The sequence below is a fragment of the Thioclava sp. UBA3469 genome (assembly GCF_002378135.1).
Classification (GTDB): domain Bacteria; phylum Pseudomonadota; class Alphaproteobacteria; order Rhodobacterales; family Rhodobacteraceae; genus Thioclava; species Thioclava sediminum.
Genome location: NZ_DFRG01000150.1, coordinates 1 through 18,682, shown reverse-complemented (window position 1 = coordinate 18,682; position 18,682 = coordinate 1). Strand labels below are relative to the sequence as shown.

Annotated in this window: 18 protein-coding genes; 8 read left to right on the top strand and 10 right to left on the bottom strand. The window is 64.0% G+C overall.

Annotated elements, in window-relative coordinates; translation table 11 throughout:
* The 3 genes from cysC to argE form a co-directional block, all read left to right on the top strand.
* Positions 1 to 1,623, top strand: a 1,623-nt coding sequence (gene cysC, locus B3D39_RS11805) for an adenylyl-sulfate kinase (protein ID WP_286789717.1), incomplete at its 5' end; no start/stop codon positions are given.
* Between the two features lie 134 nt (positions 1,624 to 1,757).
* Positions 1,758 to 2,942, top strand: a complete 1,185-nt coding sequence (locus tag B3D39_RS11800; RefSeq protein ID WP_098411816.1) for a M24 family metallopeptidase — start codon at positions 1,758 to 1,760, stop codon at positions 2,940 to 2,942.
* Positions 2,943 to 2,946: 4 nt separating this feature from the next.
* Positions 2,947 to 4,101: an acetylornithine deacetylase gene (argE, locus tag B3D39_RS11795; protein WP_274961483.1), complete on the top strand. Its 1,155-nt coding sequence runs from the start codon at positions 2,947 to 2,949 to the stop codon at positions 4,099 to 4,101.
* Between the two features lie 6 nt (positions 4,102 to 4,107).
* Here argE and bhcA read toward each other — a convergent pair whose 3' ends face one another.
* A complete protein-coding gene (bhcA, locus tag B3D39_RS11790; protein ID WP_274961484.1) occupies positions 4,108 to 5,301 on the bottom strand; it encodes an L-aspartate--glyoxylate aminotransferase BhcA in 1,194 nt (397 codons plus the stop codon).
* 196 nt (positions 5,302 to 5,497) lie between these two features.
* Between bhcA and bhcR the strand changes: the two genes are divergently transcribed.
* Complete coding sequence (gene bhcR, locus B3D39_RS11785) at positions 5,498 to 6,298, top strand: HTH-type transcriptional regulator BhcR (protein ID WP_274961485.1); 801 nt, start codon at positions 5,498 to 5,500, stop codon at positions 6,296 to 6,298.
* On the opposite strand, the gene B3D39_RS11780 is transcribed toward bhcR, so the two are convergent.
* The 4 genes from B3D39_RS11780 to ugpB form a co-directional block, all read right to left on the bottom strand.
* Entirely contained in the window at positions 6,295 to 7,347 is a 1,053-nt protein-coding gene (locus B3D39_RS11780; RefSeq protein WP_274961486.1) for an ABC transporter ATP-binding protein, read from the bottom strand. The two genes, bhcR and B3D39_RS11780, sit on opposite strands and share 4 nt — an antisense overlap.
* Before the next feature lie 9 nt (positions 7,348 to 7,356).
* The gene (ugpE, locus tag B3D39_RS11775; RefSeq protein WP_078549764.1) at positions 7,357 to 8,193 is read right to left on the bottom strand and encodes a sn-glycerol-3-phosphate ABC transporter permease UgpE; all 837 of its coding nucleotides are present in this window, start codon (positions 8,191 to 8,193) and stop codon (positions 7,357 to 7,359) included.
* 32 nt (positions 8,194 to 8,225) lie between these two features.
* Positions 8,226 to 9,107 carry a sn-glycerol-3-phosphate ABC transporter permease UgpA gene (gene ugpA, locus B3D39_RS11770; protein ID WP_078520423.1) on the bottom strand — a complete coding sequence of 294 codons (882 nt, stop codon included), beginning with the start codon at positions 9,105 to 9,107 and terminating at the stop codon, positions 8,226 to 8,228.
* A 68-nt stretch (positions 9,108 to 9,175) separates the two neighbouring features.
* Complete coding sequence (ugpB, locus tag B3D39_RS11765; protein ID WP_078569990.1) at positions 9,176 to 10,489, bottom strand: sn-glycerol-3-phosphate ABC transporter substrate-binding protein UgpB; 1,314 nt, start codon at positions 10,487 to 10,489, stop codon at positions 9,176 to 9,178.
* A gap of 161 nt (positions 10,490 to 10,650) precedes the next feature.
* Here ugpB and B3D39_RS11760 point away from each other — a divergent pair, with 161 nt between their 5' ends.
* The 3 genes from B3D39_RS11760 (at position 10,651) to B3D39_RS11750 (ending at position 13,585) form a co-directional block, all read left to right on the top strand.
* On the top strand, positions 10,651 to 11,355 hold the full coding sequence (locus tag B3D39_RS11760) for a hypothetical protein (protein ID WP_143593817.1): 705 nt from the start codon (positions 10,651 to 10,653) through the stop codon (positions 11,353 to 11,355).
* 101 nt (positions 11,356 to 11,456) lie between these two features.
* On the top strand, positions 11,457 to 11,987 hold the full coding sequence (locus tag B3D39_RS11755) for a hypothetical protein (RefSeq protein ID WP_274961487.1): 531 nt from the start codon (positions 11,457 to 11,459) through the stop codon (positions 11,985 to 11,987).
* Positions 11,975 to 13,585 carry a hypothetical protein gene (locus B3D39_RS11750; RefSeq protein WP_274961488.1) on the top strand — a complete coding sequence of 537 codons (1,611 nt, stop codon included), beginning with the start codon at positions 11,975 to 11,977 and terminating at the stop codon, positions 13,583 to 13,585. The genes B3D39_RS11755 and B3D39_RS11750 overlap by 13 nt, the downstream gene beginning before the upstream one ends.
* On the opposite strand, the gene B3D39_RS11745 is transcribed toward B3D39_RS11750, so the two are convergent.
* Positions 13,582 to 14,238, bottom strand: a complete 657-nt coding sequence (locus B3D39_RS11745) for a pyridoxamine 5'-phosphate oxidase family protein (protein ID WP_274961489.1) — start codon at positions 14,236 to 14,238, stop codon at positions 13,582 to 13,584. The two genes, B3D39_RS11750 and B3D39_RS11745, sit on opposite strands and share 4 nt — an antisense overlap.
* Positions 14,239 to 14,304: 66 nt before the next feature.
* Here B3D39_RS11745 and B3D39_RS11740 point away from each other — a divergent pair, with 66 nt between their 5' ends.
* The gene (locus tag B3D39_RS11740; RefSeq protein ID WP_274961490.1) at positions 14,305 to 15,741 is read left to right on the top strand and encodes a PLP-dependent aminotransferase family protein; all 1,437 of its coding nucleotides are present in this window, start codon (positions 14,305 to 14,307) and stop codon (positions 15,739 to 15,741) included.
* On the opposite strand, the gene hypE is transcribed toward B3D39_RS11740, so the two are convergent.
* The 4 genes from hypE to B3D39_RS11720 form a co-directional block, all read right to left on the bottom strand.
* The gene (gene hypE, locus B3D39_RS11735; protein WP_274961491.1) at positions 15,738 to 16,757 is read right to left on the bottom strand and encodes a hydrogenase expression/formation protein HypE; all 1,020 of its coding nucleotides are present in this window, start codon (positions 16,755 to 16,757) and stop codon (positions 15,738 to 15,740) included. The two genes, B3D39_RS11740 and hypE, sit on opposite strands and share 4 nt — an antisense overlap.
* A gap of 114 nt (positions 16,758 to 16,871) precedes the next feature.
* Entirely contained in the window at positions 16,872 to 18,014 is a 1,143-nt protein-coding gene (gene hypD / locus B3D39_RS11730; RefSeq protein ID WP_274961492.1) for a hydrogenase formation protein HypD, read from the bottom strand.
* 5 nt (positions 18,015 to 18,019) lie between these two features.
* The gene (gene hypC / locus B3D39_RS11725; RefSeq protein ID WP_274961493.1) at positions 18,020 to 18,307 is read right to left on the bottom strand and encodes a HypC/HybG/HupF family hydrogenase formation chaperone; all 288 of its coding nucleotides are present in this window, start codon (positions 18,305 to 18,307) and stop codon (positions 18,020 to 18,022) included.
* On the bottom strand, positions 18,307 to 18,682 hold a 376-nt coding region (locus tag B3D39_RS11720; RefSeq protein ID WP_286789716.1), incomplete at its 5' end, for a helix-turn-helix domain-containing protein. The genes B3D39_RS11720 and hypC, both read right to left, overlap by 1 nt.

Genomic DNA, 18,682 nt, shown 5'->3' with positions numbered 1-18,682 from the left:
ATCACCATCGACGTGGCCTATCGCTTCTTCGCGACCGAGAAGCGCAAGTTCATCGTCGCGGACACCCCCGGCCACGAGCAGTATACCCGCAACATGGTGACCGGCGCCTCGACCGCCGATCTGGCCGTAATCCTGATCGATGCGCGCAAGGGCGTGCTGACCCAGACCCGGCGCCACTCCTATCTCGTCCACCAGTTGGGCATCCACCATATCGTGCTGGCCGTGAACAAGATGGATCTGGTGGACTACGATCAGGCGACCTTCGACGAGATCGTGGCCGATTACAAAACCTTCGCCGACAGCATCGGCATCGAAGGCTTCACCCCGATCCCGATCTCGGGCTTCAAGGGCGACAACATCACCGGCCCGAGCGAGAACACCCCTTGGTACAAAGGCCCCTCGCTGCTGCCCTATCTCGAAGCGGTCGAAGTGGACGTGACCTCCGATCAGGAGCGTCCCTTCCGCATGCCGGTGCAATGGGTGAACCGCCCGAACCTCGACTTCCGCGGATTCTCGGGTCTGATCGCCTCGGGCACCGTGAAACCGGGCGATGAAGTCCGCGTGCTGCCCTCGGGCAAGACCTCGAAAGTCGCGCGGATCGTGAGCCTTGAGGGCGACCGCGACATGGCGGTGGCAGGCGAATCCACGACGATCACGCTCGCTGACGAGATCGACTGCTCGCGCGGTCAGGTCATCGTTGCTGCGAAAGAGCCGCTGGAGGTTGCCGATCAGTTCGAATCCACGCTCGTCTGGATGGACGAGACCGAACTGGTACCGGGCCGCGCCTATTGGCTGAAGATCGGCACGCAGACTGTCTCGGCGACCGTCCACGAGCCGAAATACGAGGTGAACGTCAACACGCAGGAGCATCTGGCGACGAAGACGCTGGACCTGAACGCGATCGGCGTGGCCAACATCACCACCGACCGCGAGATCCCCTTCGCGCCCTATGGCGAGAACCGCGATCTGGGCGGGTTCATCCTGATCGACAAGATGACCAACCAGACGGCGGCTGCGGGGATGATCAATTTCGCGCTGCGCCGGGCTCAGAATATCCACTGGCAGGCGACCGATATCGGGCGCGAGCATCATGCCAACATGAAGCACCAGAAACCCGCCGTGGTCTGGCTGACGGGCCTCTCAGGCTCGGGCAAATCGACGATCGCCAATATCGTCGAGAAGAAGCTGGCGCGGATGAACCGCCATACCTTCCTGCTCGATGGCGACAACGTGCGTCATGGCCTGAACAAGGATCTGGGCTTCACCGAGGCCGACCGCGTGGAGAACATCCGCCGCGTCGGCGAGGTCGCGAAGCTGATGACCGATGCGGGCTTGATCGTGGTCACGGCCTTCATCTCGCCCTTCCGCTCCGAGCGCGACATGGTCCGCGCGATGATGCAGCCGGGCGAATTCCTCGAAGTCTTCGTGGACACGCCGCTGGAAGTGGCCGAGGCGCGCGACGTGAAAGGGCTTTATGCCAAGGCCCGCGCCGGTCAGCTGAAAAACTTCACCGGCATCGACTCGCCCTATGAGGCGCCCGAGAATGCCGAGATGCGGATCGACACTACCGCGATCAGCCCCGAGGAAGCGGCCGATCTGATCATCGAGCGGCTCATTCCGTAAGCGGTTACATCCGCTACCCCAAGTCACGCGAACGTGCGGCCCTCCCGGGGGCCGCACGTTTTCGTTTTGGCCTTGACCTCGCTCGGGGGCGCGCCCCAACCTGCGCGAAATACCGCCAGCAGAAAGAAGCCCGAATGCCGATCGAAAACGTGCACTTCAGCGAACTCGAATATTCCCGCCGGATCGCGCTCGTGCGCGCGGCGATGGCGCAACGCGAGATCGACATTCTCTTCATCACCAACCCCTCGAACCAGTTCTGGCTGACGGGCTATGACGGCTGGTCCTTCTACACCCATCAGGGGGTGATCCTGCCGATGGAAGGCGCGCCCTACTGGTGGGGTCGCTTCATGGATGCCAACGGCGCGCGCCGCACCGTCTGGATGGAGGAGGAGAACATCCTCCATTACAACGACGCGATGGTGCAATCCGACATCATGCACCCGATGGAAGACCTCGCCTCGCACCTTCGGATCATGGGCTACGGCAAGGCCCGGATCGGCGTCGAGATGGAGACCTATTTCTACACCGCGAAGGCCCATGCCACGCTCTATGAAGGGCTGCCCGAAGCCACGCTGCTCGACGCGTCGGTGCTGGTGAACTGGCAGCGCCTGATCAAATCCGACGAGGAGTTGCGCTTCATGCGCCGTGCCGCGCGGATTTCCGAACTGGTGATCGAACGCGCGATGGAGCTGGCCGAGCCGGGGCTGCGCAAGCACGATCTGGTGGGCGAACTCTATCGCACCGCCGTGCAGGGCGAGGAAGACAGCTGGGGCGATTACCCGGCCATCGTGCCGATGCTGCCCTCGGGCCCCGACGCCTCCGCGCCGCACCTGACATGGAACGGCGAGGCACTGAAGGCGGGCGAGGCGACCTTTGTCGAACAATCGGGCTGCTACCGCCGCTATCACGCGCCGCTCTGCCGCACCGTGTTCCTCGGCAAGCCGCCGCAACACATGATCGACGCGTCCGAGGCGCTGACCGAGGGGCTGAACGCAGGGATCGAGGTCGCCCGCGCCGGCAACCGCGCCTGCGACATCGCCCGGGCGCTGAATGTCGAGCTTGCCAAGGTCGGCATCGAACGCCCCAACCGTGCGGGCTATGCGGTGGGCTGCTCCTACCCGCCGGATTGGGGCGAGCACACCGTCTCGATCCGCGACACCGACGAGACGATCCTTGAACCCGGTATGACCTTCCACTTCATGCCCGGCCTCTGGATGGACCATTGGGGGATGGAGACGACGGAGACCATCGTGATCACCGAGGACGGCCCCGCCCTGCCCCTGTGCAACGTCGAGCGCAAACTGTTCATCAAGGACTGAGCCCATGCGGATCGACACCACCCGCGCGATCCTCTCGGACCTGATCGCCTACCCGACGATTTCGACAGACAGCAATCTGCCGATCATCCACTACATCGCGGACCGGCTGGAAACCGTCGGCGCGGCGGTGGAAGTGATGGTCGACGAAAGCGGCCACAAGGCGAACCTCTTCGCGACACTGGGCGCGCCGCGCGACGGCGGGCTGGTACTGTCGGGCCATTCGGACGTGGTGCCGGTCACCGATCAGGACTGGACCAGCGATCCGTTCGACATGACCGAGCGCGACGGCAAGCTCTACGGGCGCGGCGCCTGCGACATGAAAGGGTTCATCGCGGCCTGTCTCGGCTCGCTCGACCTCTTGGCCGAGGCCGCGAAATCCCGCCCGATCCATTTCGCCTTTACCCGTGACGAGGAGGTCGGCTGTCTCGGCGCGCAGGAACTGGTGAAGCTGCTCGCGAAACGCCCGGTCAAACCCGGGCTTTGCATCATCGGCGAGCCGACCTCGATGCAGGTCTTCGACGGCAACAAGGGCTGCTGCGAATATACCGTGCGTTTCGAGGGTCTGCCGGGTCATAGCTCCGCCCCCGAGAAGGGCGTGAACGCGGTCGAATACGCGGTGCGCTACATCAACCGCCTCTTCGAGCTGCGCGCCGAGTTGATCAAACGCTGCCCCGAAGGCTCGCGCTTCGACCCGCCGCAGACGACGCTCAACGTGGGGGCGCTGAAGGGCGGCATCTCGCATAACGTGATCGCGCCGCGCGCCGAGTTGGCCTGGGAGATGCGCCCGATCAACGCCACCGATATGGAGTTCGTCAAAGGCGAGATCGCGAGCTACGTTGAAGACACGCTGCTGCCCGAGATGCGCGCCATCGCGCCCGAGGCGGGGATCGCTACCGAGACCATCGGCGAGGTCGTGGGACTCGAGCCGATGGACGACAATGCCGCGCGCGATCTGGTCTTCGCGCTGACCGGCCAGAATCACGCAGGCTGCGTCGCCTTCAACACAGAGGCCGGGCTGTTCCAGTCCCTCGGGATGGATGCCGTGATCTGCGGGCCCGGCTCGATCGAGCAGGCCCACAAGGCCGACGAATTCGTCTCGCTCGAGCAGATGGATCAGGCGCTGACGATGCTGGGAAGGCTCGCCAGCGCCCGAACCTGACCGCTCTTACGCGGCGGCTTGTCGCACAGGGGTGGCGGCGGTCTCGCGGTAATGCGCCTGGGCTGCGGCAACCCCGCTGCCCAGCTCCACCGGCAGACCGAGATCGACCATCGCCATCTCGGCCGTGGCCAGCCCCGAGAGCGCCATCACATCGGTCATCAGGCCCAGATGCCCGATGCGGAACACCTTGCCCGCGACATCGCCCAGCCCGCCCCCGAAGGCCACGCCATAAGTATTCAGCGCCTGCGCCACGATCCGGGCCGCGTCGAACCCGTCCGGCGCACGCACCGCACTGACGCTGTTGGAGTAGAGATCGGGCGAGACGGCGCAAAGCTCCATCCCCCAAGCGGCCACCGCGCGGCGCACGCCCTCCGCGATCCGCGCGTGACGGGCGAAGACATTGCCCAGCCCCTCTTCCAGCAGCATGTCGCAGGACGCTTTCAGCCCGTTCAGCATCCCCACCGGCGGCGTGTAGGGGTAGCCGTTGGCCGCGTAGCCCGTGCGCATGTCGCGAATGTCGAAGAAGCAGCGCGGCAGCTTGGCGCCCTCGACCGCCTCCAGCGCTTTTTGAGAGAACCCGGTGATGGCGAGGCCCGGCGGCAGCATGAAGCCCTTCTGGCTGCCGGTGACCGCGACATCGACGCCCCAGTCATCCATCCGAAACTCCATCGACCCGATGGAGCTGACCCCATCCACGAAGAACAGCGCCGGATGCCCTACCGCATCCATCGCGCGCCGGATGCCCGCGACATCCGAGGTCACGCCGGTCGCGGTCTCGTTATGGGTGGCGAGCACCGCCTTGATCTGGTGGCCCGTGTCGGCGTCGAGGATATCCACAAAGCGCTCGACCGGGATGCCCTCGCCCCACGCGACGCTGACCACCTCGACGTCCAGCCCGTAACGCTGGCACATGTCGATCCATTTATGGCTGAACATCCCGTTGCGGCAGGCCAGAACCTTGTCGCCTGGCGAGAGCGTATTGGTGATCGCGGTCTCCCAGCCGCCGGTGCCGGTCGCCGGGAAGACGAAGGCCTCGCCCTTGGTCGTCTTGAGCACCTTCTTCACACCGTCCAGCGCCGGGTGGATGATATCGGCGAAACCGGGGCTGCGATGATCCATCGTCGGGATATCGACGGCCTTGCGCAACGCTTCGGGGATGTTGGTCGGGCCCGGAATGAAAACGGGATTGAGATGGATCATGACGCCTCCTCCATGTGTCGGAAGCTTTTCTACCATGGCGGGGCTGACGCAGAAATTTTTACGGATCGTGGGCGTTTGCGCCGCGTCAGCCAAGAATTCTTATGGAATTCAGGGCTTTGTTTTTTTCACACAGTGAAATTAGATTTTGCTTTATACTGCGTAAGATATTTCTTTTTGCCGCTCAGAGGTGCGCCCGATGACCACGCCCCGCCGGAAGGGCCGCCCGAAAGGCTTCAACACCGACCCCGCGCAGGGCACGATCCTCGCGCTGGACCGGGCGCTCGACGTGCTGGACCTGCTGGCGCGGCATGGCGGGCTGTCGCTGAGCGCCATCGCGCGCGAGCTGGACCAGTCTCCGGCGACGATGCACCGGGTTCTGGCCACGCTGCATGCCCGCGATTTCGTGGAGCCCGAGGCACAGGACTGGCATATCGGCCCGGCGGCCTTCCGCATCGGCTCGGCCTTCCTGCGGCGCACCAATGTCTTCGAGCGTGCGCGGCCGCTGATGCAGGATCTGATGCGCGCGACCGGAGAGACGTCAAATCTGGGCGTGGAGCGGGCGGGTCAGGTTCTGTTCACCGGGCAGGTGGAGACGCATGACCCGATCCGGGCGTTCTTCCCGCCGGGCACGGTCGCGCCGCTGCACGCGTCGGGCATCGGCAAGGCGCTTCTGAGCACCTATGCGCCGGACCGGCTCGACCAGCTCCTCGCGGATTACGACTTTACGCGGTTCAATGACCGCACGATCGGCGATGCGGAGGCCTTGCGCGCAGAACTGGAGCGGATCACGGCGCGGGGCTACGCGGTGGACGATGAAGAACGCACGTTGGGCATGCGCTGCATCGCCGCCCCGATCTTCGACGCGCATGGCGACGCGGTGGCGGGGATCTCGGTCTCCGGCCCCGTGCAGCGGATTCCCGATAGCCGCCTGCCCGCGCTCGGGCAAGCGGTCGCTCAGGCCGCGAAAGCGATCAGCCACCGGATCGGGGCGGATTAATTCAGCCGCTGACCGGTTTTCGGATCGAAGAGATGCAGGTCCTCGGCGTTCACCGAGAGCCGCACCTGCCCCACCGCCTGCTTCTCCATATGCACGCCCGGCAGCGCCGCGGTCATCGCCTCGCCGCGCCCTTCCAGCGTGCCGTGCAGGAGCGTGTTCGCCCCCAGCGGCTCGGACAGGGTAACGTTCAGCGTAAGCGGCCCGTTATCGTCGGGATGCAGGTGTTCGGGCCGAATACCGAGGCTGACGGGGCGATCGGGCAGATCGGTCGGGCCGAGCGTGACATGGCCCAGCATCACCTGTCCGGCGCGCACTTCGGCGTCGATCACATTCATCGACGGGCTGCCGATGAACTGCGCCGCGAAGATGGTCACGGGGCGCTCATAGACTTCGAGCGGCGTGCCGATCTGCTCGGCCACGCCGCCGTTCATCACGATCATCCGGTCGGCCATGGTCATCGCCTCGACCTGATCGTGGGTCACATAGAGCGCGGTCACACCGAGCTTGCGCTGCAGCTCGCGGATTTCGACGCGCATCTGCACCCGCAGCTTGGCGTCGAGGTTCGAGAGCGGCTCGTCGAACAGGAAGACCGACGGCTCGCGCACGATGGCGCGGCCCATCGCCACCCGCTGACGCTGCCCGCCCGACAGTTCGCGCGGCTTGCGCTCGAGATAGTCCGACAGCTGCAGAAGCTTCGCCGCCTCGTCGACGCGGCGCTTGATCTCGGGTTTCGCCATGCCCGCGATCTTGAGCCCGTAGCCCATATTGTGGCGCACCGACATATGCGGATAGAGCGCGTAGTTCTGGAACACCATCGCGATGTCGCGATCCATCGGCTCGCGCTCATTCACGCGGGCCTCGCCGATACGGATTTCGCCCTCGGAGATGCTCTCCAGCCCCGCAACCATGCGCAGAAGCGTCGATTTCCCGCAGCCGGAGGGACCGACGATGACGATGAATTCGCCATCCTGGATGTCAATCGAGACCCCGTGCAGAACCTCGGTCTTGCCGAAACGTTTCTTGATATTTTCGAGTTCAACGGTCGCCATTGTCTGCCCTTATTTCTCGCTGTCCACGAGGCCGCGAATGAAGAGTTTCTGCATCGAGATCACCACGATCACCGGCGGGATCATCGCGAGGATCGAGGTCGCCATGATAACCGGCCAATCGGCGATATCGTCGCCCGACGGGAACATCTGCTTGAGCCCCATGACGATGGTGTTCATCTCGGGATTGGTGGTGATGAGAAGCGGCCAGAGATACTGGTTCCAGCCATAGATGAAGAGGATCACGAAGAGCGCCGCGATATTCGTGCGGCTCATCGGCAGCAGAATATCGAAGAAGAAGCGCATCGGACGCGCGCCATCGACGCGGGCGGCCTCGGCCAGCTCGTCGGGCACCGTCAGGAAGAACTGCCGGAACAGGAAGGTCGCCGTGGCCGATGCGATCAGCGGCAGGATCAGGCCGGAATAGCTGTTGAGCATCCCGAAGCCCGCGACGACCTCATAGGTCGGCACGATCCGCACCTCGACCGGCAGCATCAGCGTGATGAAGATCATCCAGAAGAAGAAGCGCCGCCCCGGAAAGCGGAAATAGACGATCGCGAAGGCCGACAAGAGCGAGATCGCGATCTTGCCGAGCGCGATCCCCAGCGCCATCACCAGCGAGTTCACCAGCATCGTGGCAACCGGCACGTTCACCCCGGAGAACAGCGCATCCGAATAGTTCTCGATCAGGTGCGAGCCCGGCATCACCGGCATCGGCGCCTGCGCGATCTCCTGCTGGGTATGGGTCGAGGCCACGAAGGCCAGCCAGATCGGGAAGAAGATCACCAGCACGCCCACGATCATCAGCACATGGGTCAACCAAAGACCGGAGCCGCGCTTTTCCACCATGCCCGGGGGCGGTTCGTTGTGCATGTCAGCCATCAGTAATGCACCCGCTTCTCGACGAATTTGAATTGCAGCACCGTCAGGAAGCCGACGACCACCAGCAGCACCACGGATTGCGCGGCGGAGCTTCCGAGATCCTGACCGACGAACCCGTCCGCATATACCTTGTAGACGAGGATCGTGGTGGCCTGTTGCGGCCCGCCGGAGGTGATCGTGTGGATCACGCCGAAGGTCTCGAAGAAGGCGTAGACGATGTTGACGACCAGCAGGAAGAAGGTCGTGGGCGACAGAAGCGGCAGCACGATCGTGAAGAAGCGCCGCCAGAACCGCGCCCCGTCGATCGCCGCCGCTTCGATCACCGATTTCGGCACCGCTTGCAGCGCCGCGAAATAGAACAGGAAGTTGTAGCTGATCCGGCCCCAGGCCGACGCCACGACGACGAGCCCCATCGCCTCATGCTCGTTGAGCACATGGTTCCAGTCGTAACCCATCTGGTTGAGATAGAAGGCGACCACGCCGATCCGCGTGTTGAACATGAAGAGCCACAGCACACCCGCCACCGCGGGCGCGACCGCATAGGGCCAGATCAAGAGCGTGCGATAGGTCCCCGCCCCTTTCACCAGCCGATCCGCCAGCACCGCGAGGAACAGCGCCGGGATCATCGAGACCAGCGTCACCAGCGTCGAGAACACCGCCGTCGTCACGAACGAGGCGCGGTAATAGGGGTCGTTGAAGAGATATTCGAAATTGCCGAGGCCCACATATTGCATCGACAGGCCGAACGGATCTGGGATGAACAGCGATTGCCACACCGCCTCGCCCGCCGGGTAGAAGAAGAACACGCCCGAGACGATCAACTGCGGCGCAAGCAGCAGCATCGGCAAGAGCCAGCCCTTGAAAGTTACGCGTTTTTCCATGTCGGGATCGGGGCCTTCGAATAGAAATAGCCGCGGGCAGGTTTCCCCCGCCCGCGGCCGGATTTGGGTTAGCGGTTGGCTTGCTCGAAGCGGCGCAGCAGCTGGTTGCCACGCTCCACCGCGTTGTCGAGCGCGTCCTGAGCGGTCTTGTCACCGGCCCAGACAGCTTCCAGTTCCTCGTCGATGATGCCGCGGATCTGGTCGAAGTTGCCCAGACGGATGCCCTTCGAGTTCTCGGTCGGCGCATTCGCGGTCATCTGCTTCACAGCCACATCGGTGCCGGGGTTCGCGTCATAGAAGCCCTGCTCGCGGGTCAGATCAGCCGCAGCCTTGGTGATCGGCAGATAGCCGGTATCCTGGTGCCACTTCGCCTGCACTTCCGGCGAGGAGAGATAGCTCAGGAACTCGGCGACACCCTTGTAATGGCTGTCATCCTTGCCCGACATCACCCAGAGCGAAGCGCCCCCGATGATGGTGTTCTGCGGCGCACCGTCCACGTCGCCCCAATAGGGCAGCGGGTGAACCTCGAAGTTGAACTTGGCTTCGGACTTGATGCCCGCGTAACCGGCCGAGCTCTCGGTGAAGAGCGCGCAGGTGCCGGCGCGGAAGTCCGCACCACCTTCGTTGCGGCGGCCCTTGTAGATGAACTCGCCCTTCTTGGCCCAGTCACCCAGCGTCTGGATATGCTTGACCTGAACGGGGCCGTTGAATTCCAGCTTGGCGTCGAGACCGGCGAAGCCGTTCTCTTGGCTGGCGAACGGCACGTTGTGATAGGCCGAGAGGTTCTCGAGCTGGATCCAGCTCTGCCACGCGGTGGTCATCGGGCAATCGACGCCCGAAGCCTTCAGCTGGTCGAGCACCTTCCCGACATCTTCCCAGGTGGTCAGCGGCGCATCCTTGGCCACGCCTGCCTCGTCGAGCATGTCGCGGTTGACCCAGAGAACCGGCGTCGAGGAGTTGAAGGGCAGCGACAGCATCTTGCCGTCGGTGGTGGTGTAGTAGCCCTTCACCGCGCCGATATAATCGTCGGGATTGAAGTCGACGCCCGCGTCTTCCATCACCTGATAGACCGGCTTGATCGCGCCCTTGGCGGCCATCATCGTCGCCGTGCCGACCTCGAACACCATCAGGATGTCGGGCTGCTCACCGGCGCGGAAAGCCGCGATCCCGGCGTTCAGCGTTTCCGAGTAGTTGCCCTTGTTGGTCGCCACGACCTCATACTGGTCCTGGCTGGCGTTGAAGTCCTTGACCTGCTGATCGACGAGCTCGCCGAGACGGCCGGTAAAGGCGTGCCAGAACTGGATTTCCGTCGCTGCATTGGCCGTGAAAGGCGCAATGAGCGAGGCCGACGCAAGCGCCGCACCGAGTGCAAAATTCTTCATGTCTTCCTCCCATATGTAGCGGGATTCATTGTTGGATGGATCTGAGGCCCCAAGCGAAGCCTCCGCGCTACGCGGCGTAGTGTGCGGATGTAACAGGAACAAAACAAGAGAGTGATTTCGTTTTCGCTTTGACGCTCGATCGCGTTACCCGATGCGGAGCCGTGGCTCCTCAATCCCTATTTTTCATAGGAATTTCGAAGTTTCTCGAAGTTAGGCCGATCCATTGCTCACGATTTTGTGAAGCGCATTTTTGCGCGCTTCGACCAAAACCGAACAAAAACCGACAGCTCCGCGCAACGCCCGAGCATGTTTCGCCTCGCCCCCGGCGGCGCTTTGCCGAATCCCTCCGATTTGCTAGCCTGTTGAAATGGTTCAACTCAGTTCGGATCATTGTCATGTTCGTTGCGTCGTATCAGTTTTCTGCCTTTCCGATCCTTGCCGTCGCAGGGATCGCCCTCGCATCGACTGGCGCCGCTTATGCCCAAAGCTCCGGTGAAGGTCCCGCCCTGCGATGGGATCAGGCCGAGTGCCTGCGCGATCATGCAACCGACTACCTCGAGCAACGGGCATTCCCGTCAATCCTCTTCGTGGGCTTCTGCAAAGACGGGGTTTTCGATCCCACCGCAGCGGAGATCGCACAGGGAACGAGCCGCAATTCCGCCATCGACTCGGAAGGTCTGCCGCGGTTGCAATCCGGCGCGGTCATCCCCGCCAATCCCAAAGCTGCAGTGCTCGTGTTGACCCGTGCGCAGCTCGAATGCCTGCGCGACAGTTTCGACAGCGTCGCGCGCAAGCAGGTCGCAAAGCTCGACGAGAAGACCGAAATTCCGGTGGCCGAGCTTGATTTCTCGGGATGCCCGCAGTGAGCGCGGGGCAAACGCCGCCCCCTGCCGCAGACGCCCCCAATGTGCCCAGAGACGCGCCTGAAGCGGATACCGCCCCGACCGAAGTCGCGTCCAACACGGCCATGAGCCTCCGGGATAAGATCGAGATGGGCTCCTGGATCGCCACGATAGCTGCCCTCCTCTTCACCGCCGGGCAAATCTACCAATGGCGCGAGGACCGGAAAGCCGATCTCTCGCTCGAGATGGTGGCTAGGTTTTCCGACCTCGAATATGCAGGAAGCGCCCGCCGCGAACTTGCGCAGTTCTGGTGGCAGAACTCGGACGCCCTAGCCAAAGTCACAGCGATCAAAGGCGGCATCCCTCCCGCGCAGCGGCAAAAATTTCTTGATCTGCTGTTCCAGAAACGCCCTCCCGTGAAGCGTCAGGAGCAATTCGCGGCCGTGTCAGAGATGGCGAATTTCTTCGATCAGGTCGAGCTATGCATCGCGACGAAACGCTGCGACGCACAGATCGCCACTGACTATTTCTGTGGCTACGCCGCCAGTTTCGCCGACCTCTACCAAGGCCCGATCACCCAAGTGCGCGAGACCTTCGGCACTTCCGGGCTCGGGACCGGCCTGCAGCACTTCGTGGAGGCCCGATGCGACGACTGATCCCCGCCCTCGCCCTGCTGGGCACTCTCGCTTTCGCGCCGACTGCCCAGGCAGCCGACATCTACTGGGCACCGCCCATTACCGACGAATTCGTGCTTCCTTTCGGCGAAGAGGCTTTCGGCGACGCCATTCACGCGGGGGACAAGTTCAATTTCAAGGATTACCTGCACATCCGGATCGAGGGGGAGATCGAGACCGGGGACGCGGAGAAGTTCAGTGAGGTCGTAGCGGAGCACGCCAGCGAGATTTTCAACCAGACCCAATCTCTTGGCGTGAACGAGAAGAACGTCGTGGTGTCACTCAATAGCGGAGGTGGCGACTTCTACGCAGGGCTAAAGCTCTCCGACCAGATCGTGGGATTTGAAACCTACGTCGGCAAGGGCGATCAGTGCCTATCCGCCTGCGCAATCGCGTTCCTGGGTGGCTCCGTCCGCATGGCCCGTGGCGCGAAGGAAATGCCGATACGGCATATCCACTCCGACGCGATCGTCGGCTTTCACGCCCCATTTTCCAGCATCACGAGCGCAATTCAGGTCCCAGAAGGCACCCCGTTCTCGAAAGAACTCAGCAAGCTCATCGCAAATCAGTTTTACGCTCAGGCCCAAGATGCGATCAACGAGATCACCAAGCGGATGAGCACTTGGGAGCTCGCCCCGGATTTCGTCTTCGCGATGATCGGAAAGAAATATCGTCAAGACGATGAGCGTCCGTTGGCTGAGCAGTATCTGCTTCTGAACAATGTCGCGGCATTGAAGGCCACCAAGACGACACTCGTGGCCGATCGCATTACCGCACCCGAGCAGATTGGAATCCTCGGTGCATTTAACGCCTGCACATATGTTGTCTTTGAAAATACCGGGGAATACTGGTTCTACGAGCCTTCTGCCACTATAGTGAATAGCTCTGGAGGAGCCCCCCCGACCGGCGCGTTGATCCCTTCGGACGTTAAACGATCAGGCGGTCCGCTTCCGCGCGCCGACATGAAAAACTTCATGCAGCCTCTCTTGCCGCCAAACGGAGATGACGTTTACTTCTTCGAAAACATAATGCTGCGAACGGGGCGCATGGATTGTACCGTTTTCAAGCAGGCAGATGGTCGTTGGTATGTACAAACCTTTTCACCGGACATTCATTCCCCACACTTCCCAGAGTACCGGCGGCGCGAAATTCTAGACTACGACACCCCCTACCCGATCAACGATTTCACCATCCTCGGCCCCGATGGCGTCTGGAACAATTTCCCCGCCATCGAGCCCTCCGAAGAGCTCACGCCGATCCTCGCCCAGTTTCCCGATATCACCGGCCCCAGCTTCGACTGCACGGGCAAGCTCGATCCGGCGGCGGAGGTGATCTGCCTGATCCGCCCGCTCGGGCAGCTCGACGGAGTGCTGGGCAAGCTCTACCCCCGCGCCGTCGAGAAGGACGCAGCGAGCACGAAGCAGAGCCAGCGGCATTGGCTCAAGATCCGCGACCGTGCCTGTCGTCCAGGCGGGATCGACACCAACGACCCGCTTCAATTTCGCAGCCTGATCGACTGCCTCACCTACTTTTACGAGATGCGCCTTGGGGAATTGGACCAGATCGCGCAGGCCAATTAACCGCCATAGCGGAAATTGCGTACATGCGCGGGCATCGCGACACCGTCGAGGTTGCGCGGATCGGGGATCGGGTCGCCCACCTCCATACGGATCGGGATCACCCCGGCCCAGATCGGCAATGCGTAATCTTCTTCGTCATCGCTCGGCCCGCCGGTGCGGATCTTCGCGGCGCCCTCGGCGATCTCCATCCCCAGCACGGTCGTCGCTTTCAGATCCTGCGCGTGATCGGGGCGCAGCATCTCGTAGCGGCCCGGATAGAGATGGTTCACGAAGGTCCCGAGCTTTTGCAGCTTCTCGTCCGGATCCTCCACCTTGAACGCGGTCCCGTAGAGCATCACCGACCGCGTGTTCAGCGAGTGATGCATCCCGGAGCGTGCCAGCACCAACCCATCGAGGATCGAGACCGTCAGGCAAACCTCGGCCTGCGTCTCGCTGCGCAAAGCGCGGCTCGCGGAAGAGCCGTGCCAATAGACGTGATTGCCCTCGCGCCATTGCATGGTCGGCGTCACATAAGGCTTGCCGTCGCGGACATAGCCCACATGGCACATCGGCTGCGCATCGAGGATCGCGTTTATCGTCTCACGGTCGAAATGGCCGCGCTCATGCAGGCGGCGCAGACGGGAACGGTCGGTCACGGGAAGGGGCTCGGTCATGGGGCTCTCACTCAAAGCGGGTCTATCTTGTCCCGTCCGCGATACCGCCCTATTGGATAGGAAAACATGTCCAGTTTCGCCAAAATACACCAGTCCAATCTGAACGCCGCCCTTTTCGGCCTGTCGCTGGATCGCCGCTCCGGCTTGCCGCTGCACGCGCAGCTGACGCAAGCGCTGCGCGAGATGCTGCGTGCCGATCCCGCCGCAGCCGGAGAGCGCCTGCCGCCAAGCCGCGCTCTGGCCGAGGAGCTGTCGGTCTCGCGGATGACGGTGACCACCGCCTATGATCAACTGATCGCCGAGGGTTACCTGAGCACCCGCCCCGGCGGCGGCACCTATGTGGCCGAGGATCTGCCCCATCTCGCACCGCCCTCGCCGCGGGACGCGCCACATTCGCAGCCGCACGCGGCAAAGACGTGGCTGCCCTTTCAGCCCGGACTGCCCGATCAGGCGCTGTTCCCGCACAGGCTCTGGGCGCGCCATCTCGAACGGGCGTGGCGCAACCCCGATCCCCCGCTTCTCCACCGGCCCGACCCGTTCGGCTGGCCTCCGCTGCGGCAGGCGATCCGCGACCACCTCGCGGCATGGCGCGGCCTCGACTGCGCGACCGAACAGGTGGTGATCACCGGCGGTGCGTGGGACGGGTTCGACCTGATCGCGCGGGCGGCGCTACCCCCCGGCGCGCTGATGGCGACCGAAGACCCAGGCTGGGCGACGATGGGTCATGTGCTGGCCGCAAGCGGGATCACCGAGCGCCCGGTGCGCATCGACGCAGAGGGGCTCGACCCCGCCGATCTGCCGCCCGAGACTCGCGCGGTCACCATCACCCCATCGCGCCATTTCCCGACCGGGATCGCGATGCCGCTGACGCGCAGGCTGGCGCTCCTCGACTGGGCGCGCGAGCGCGATGCATTGATCGTCGAGGATGATTACGACAGCGAGTTCCGCTATCGCGGTCAGCCCCTGCCGGCGCTGGCGGGGCTCGATGGGTTGCAGCGCGTGATCTACATGGGCAGCTTCTCGAAACTGCTCAGCCCGGCGCTGCGGATCGGCTATCTGGTGTTGCCCGAGCGGCTGGTGACCCCGATGCGCGACGCGATTGCGACGACCGGATCGCGGGTCTCGATGGTTCCGCAACCGGCGCTGGCGAGCTTCATGGCGAGCGGCGAATTCGCGACCCATCTGCGGCGGATGCGGCGCCATTACGCCAAGCGACAGCGTCACCTGCTGAACGAACTGACGGGACTGGAGGACTATCTTCAGCTTCAGCCCGATCCGTCGGGAATGCATCTCTGCGCAGGCCTCGGCCCGGCCCTCGCCCCTCTGGGCGACCGTGCGATATCCGAGCGCGCCAAAGCGGTGGGCCTCACGCTGCGGGCGCTATCGTCCCACGCCCGCCTGCCTGACCCGCCGCAAGGCCTGCTCTTGGGCTATGCCGCCTTCGACGAACGGGCGTTGAGCACCGCCGCAGACACGCTGCGCGCCCTGCTAAAGGAACTCTAGCAGATACGCGGCAGTTGCTCGCCCACCAGCATATCGACGATGCGCTGACCGCCGAAGGCCGTCGTCATCCGCACCTGCTTCTGCCCCTCGACCGCACGGCCCACGATCACCGCGCCGGTCCCTTCGGGGCGCGCGCGCATCGCGGCCAGCGCCGCCTCGGCCTCGACCTCGGGCACGAAGACCACGAGCCGCCCCTCATTGGCCAGATACAGTGGATCGAGCCCAAGGATCTCGCACATCCCGACGACCTCGGTGCGCAGCGGCAACGCGTCCTCGGCGATCTCGATGCCGCAGCCCGCGGCTTCCGCAATCTCGTTGAGCGCCGAGGCAAGCCCGCCCCGCGTCAGATCTCGCGCGGCCTTCGCACCCGGCGCCACCGCCAGCACATCCGCCATCAGATGCCCCAGAGCGGCGCAATCGCTCTCGATCGCGCTCGACAGCGCCAGATCGCCCCGCGCGGCAAGGATCGTCGCCCCGTGATCGCCCAGCACCCCGTTCACGATCGCCACATCTCCGGGCGCGACCCGCCCTGCGGCCATCTCGACCCTACCGGGGATCACGCCGACGCCCGCCGTGGTGACGAACACCCCGTCACAGGCCCCGCGCCCGACCACCTTGGTATCGCCGGTGACGATCTTCACACCGGCAGCCTCCGCCTCGCGTGCCATCGTCGCCACGATCCGGCGCAGCAACGCGATCTCGGTGCCTTCCTCGATGATGAAGGCCGCCGAGAGCCAGAGCGGTGTCGCGCCGCCCACCGCCAGATCGTTCACCGTGCCGCAAACCGCAATCTTGCCGATATCGCCCCCCGGAAACTCGATCGGCGTCACCACATAGCTATCGGTCGTAAAGGCCAGCCGCGCGCCGGGCTCGGCCAGCGCCTCGGCCTGCAGCCGCGCCTGATCCTCCATGCCGGGCGGCGCGAAGACCGAGGTGAACACCTCCTCGATCAGATCCCGCATCGCCTTGCCGCCGCCGCCATGGGCCAGCGTCACCCGCTCGTCGCGCAGAGCCATTCTACCTACCTTCGCCTTGGTCCAAATATCCCGGGGGAGCGGCAAAGCCGCGGGGGCGGAGCCCCCTCCTCCCTCAATCACTGTCGCCCTTCGGCGACGGGGGCGGAGCCCCCCTTACTCCGCCGGCTCGGCAGCACGCGCGCCGCCATATTGCCAATAGGCCGCACAGGCCCCTTCCGAGCTCACCATCAGCGCGCCGAGCGGCATTTCCGGCGTGCAGCCGCGCCCGAATTGCGGACACTCCACCGGCTTCATCCGCCCCGTCATCACCTGCCCGCAGGCGCAACCCTCGGCCTCTTCGACCTCGCGCCGACCGGCGGCATAGCCGATGCCGAATTTCTCCTCGGCGTCATAGGCCTCGTATTGCGTACGGATGCGCAGCCCCGACTTGTCGATCTCGCCTAAGCCGCGCCACTCGAAGGACGGCCGCGTCTCGTAGACATCGTCGATCGCGGCAAGGCTCACCGGATTGCCATGCTCGGGCACGACGCGGGCATATTGGTTCTCAACCTCGGCGCGCCCCTCCGCGATCTGACACAGCACCATCAGCACCGATTGCAGCAAGTCGAGCGGCTCGAAGCCTGCCACAGCGATCGGCTTGCCGTAATCCTGCGCGATAAAGTCATAAGGGTGGATCCCGATCACCATCGAGACATGGCCGGGCCCGATGAACCCGTCGAGGCACATATGCGGGTCGTCGAGCAGCGCCTTGATCGGCTCGGGCACGGTGATGTGGTTGCAGAACACGCTGAAATTGCCCAAGCCCTCGCGCGCGGCCTGCTGGATCGCAAGCGCGGTGGAGGGGGTCGTGGTCTCGAAGCCCAAGCCGAAGAACACCACCTCGCGCTCCGGGTTACGGCGCGCCAGCTCCAGCGCGTCGAGCGGCGAATAGACCATGCGAATATCCGCGCCATCGGCCTTCGCCTGCAGAAGCGATTTCTTCGTGCCCGGCACGCGCATCGCATCGCCGAAAGTGGTGAAGATCACGCCCTCCCGCTCGGCGATCTCGATACATTCATCGACGCGGGCACGCGGCAGCACGCAGACCGGGCAGCCGGGGCCGTGGATGAACTCGATGCCCTCATGGACCAGCTTGTCGAGCCCGTAGCGGAAGATCGAATGGGTATGCCCGCCGCAGACCTCCATGATATGGACGGGCTTTTCCTTCGTCGCGCCGATCTGATCGGCCACCTTGGCGATCTCGGCCAGCAGCACCTTGGCGGCTTTCGGATCGCGGAATTCGGATGCGAATTTCATCTGCCTCACTCCCCTGCCAGCGCGGCGTCGCCTGCGGCCATCTGTTCCAGCGCCTCCTGCGCCTCGCCAAGATCGCGCAGCGCCTCCAACGTCTTTTCGGCCTCGTCCTCGTCGATCAGGCTCATCGCGAAACCGACATGGATCAGCGCCCATTGGCCCACGAGGCCGTCGAGCGCCCCATCCGCCACGCAGGCCACATTCACTTCGCGGCGCACGCCCGACACCTCGGCCATCGCCATCTGGCGCGTCTCATCGGTGATCGCCACGATCTGGCCCGGAATACCCAAACACATCAGTCACTCTCCTCCTCAGCGGCCACCGACGGGTCGGCGATGCCGTAACGATCCAGTTTCGCCCGCAGACCCACGCGCGACAGGCCCAGCTCGGCCGCAGCCCGGCTCTTGTTCCAGCGGTTGCGGGTGAGCGTCTCGCGCAGGATGCGCATTTCCATCAGCTCGATCCGGTCCTTCAGCGTGCCCTCGGCGGTCATCACGTCCTCGGCGGCGCGGTCGGCGCCCTCATCCGACGGATCGGCCTGCAGGATGTGACGCGAGATCAGCTCTGCGCCCAGCACGTTGTCCTGCGCGAAGATCAGCATCCGCGTGACCTCGTTGGTCAGTTCGCGCAGATTGCCCGGCCAGTCGTAATTTTCCAGAAATTCCAGCGCT

What these genes read in the sequence shown, in the direction of transcription:
- ugpE (WP_078549764.1), bottom strand. Translation starts at nt 8,193, where the DNA reads ATGGTGGAAAAGCGCGGCTCCGGTCTTTGGTTGACCCATGTGCTGATG.
- B3D39_RS11750 (WP_274961488.1), top strand. Translation starts at nt 11,975, where the DNA reads ATGCGACGACTGATCCCCGCCCTCGCCCTGCTGGGCACTCTCGCTTTC.
- hypE (WP_274961491.1), bottom strand. Translation starts at nt 16,757, where the DNA reads ATGGCTCTGCGCGACGAGCGGGTGACGCTGGCCCATGGCGGCGGCGGC.
- bhcA (WP_274961484.1), bottom strand. Translation starts at nt 5,301, where the DNA reads ATGATCCATCTCAATCCCGTTTTCATTCCGGGCCCGACCAACATCCCC.
- B3D39_RS11780 (WP_274961486.1), bottom strand. Translation starts at nt 7,347, where the DNA reads ATGGCGACCGTTGAACTCGAAAATATCAAGAAACGTTTCGGCAAGACC.
- ugpB (WP_078569990.1), bottom strand. Translation starts at nt 10,489, where the DNA reads ATGAAGAATTTTGCACTCGGTGCGGCGCTTGCGTCGGCCTCGCTCATT.
- B3D39_RS11755 (WP_274961487.1), top strand. Translation starts at nt 11,457, where the DNA reads ATGAGCCTCCGGGATAAGATCGAGATGGGCTCCTGGATCGCCACGATA.
- hypC (WP_274961493.1), bottom strand. Translation starts at nt 18,307, where the DNA reads ATGTGTTTGGGTATTCCGGGCCAGATCGTGGCGATCACCGATGAGACG.
- argE (WP_274961483.1), top strand. Translation starts at nt 2,947, where the DNA reads ATGCGGATCGACACCACCCGCGCGATCCTCTCGGACCTGATCGCCTAC.
- B3D39_RS11745 (WP_274961489.1), bottom strand. Translation starts at nt 14,238, where the DNA reads ATGACCGAGCCCCTTCCCGTGACCGACCGTTCCCGTCTGCGCCGCCTG.
- B3D39_RS11800 (WP_098411816.1), top strand. Translation starts at nt 1,758, where the DNA reads ATGCCGATCGAAAACGTGCACTTCAGCGAACTCGAATATTCCCGCCGG.
- ugpA (WP_078520423.1), bottom strand. Translation starts at nt 9,107, where the DNA reads ATGGAAAAACGCGTAACTTTCAAGGGCTGGCTCTTGCCGATGCTGCTG.
- bhcR (WP_274961485.1), top strand. Translation starts at nt 5,498, where the DNA reads ATGACCACGCCCCGCCGGAAGGGCCGCCCGAAAGGCTTCAACACCGAC.
- hypD (WP_274961492.1), bottom strand. Translation starts at nt 18,014, where the DNA reads ATGAAATTCGCATCCGAATTCCGCGATCCGAAAGCCGCCAAGGTGCTG.
- B3D39_RS11740 (WP_274961490.1), top strand. Translation starts at nt 14,305, where the DNA reads ATGTCCAGTTTCGCCAAAATACACCAGTCCAATCTGAACGCCGCCCTT.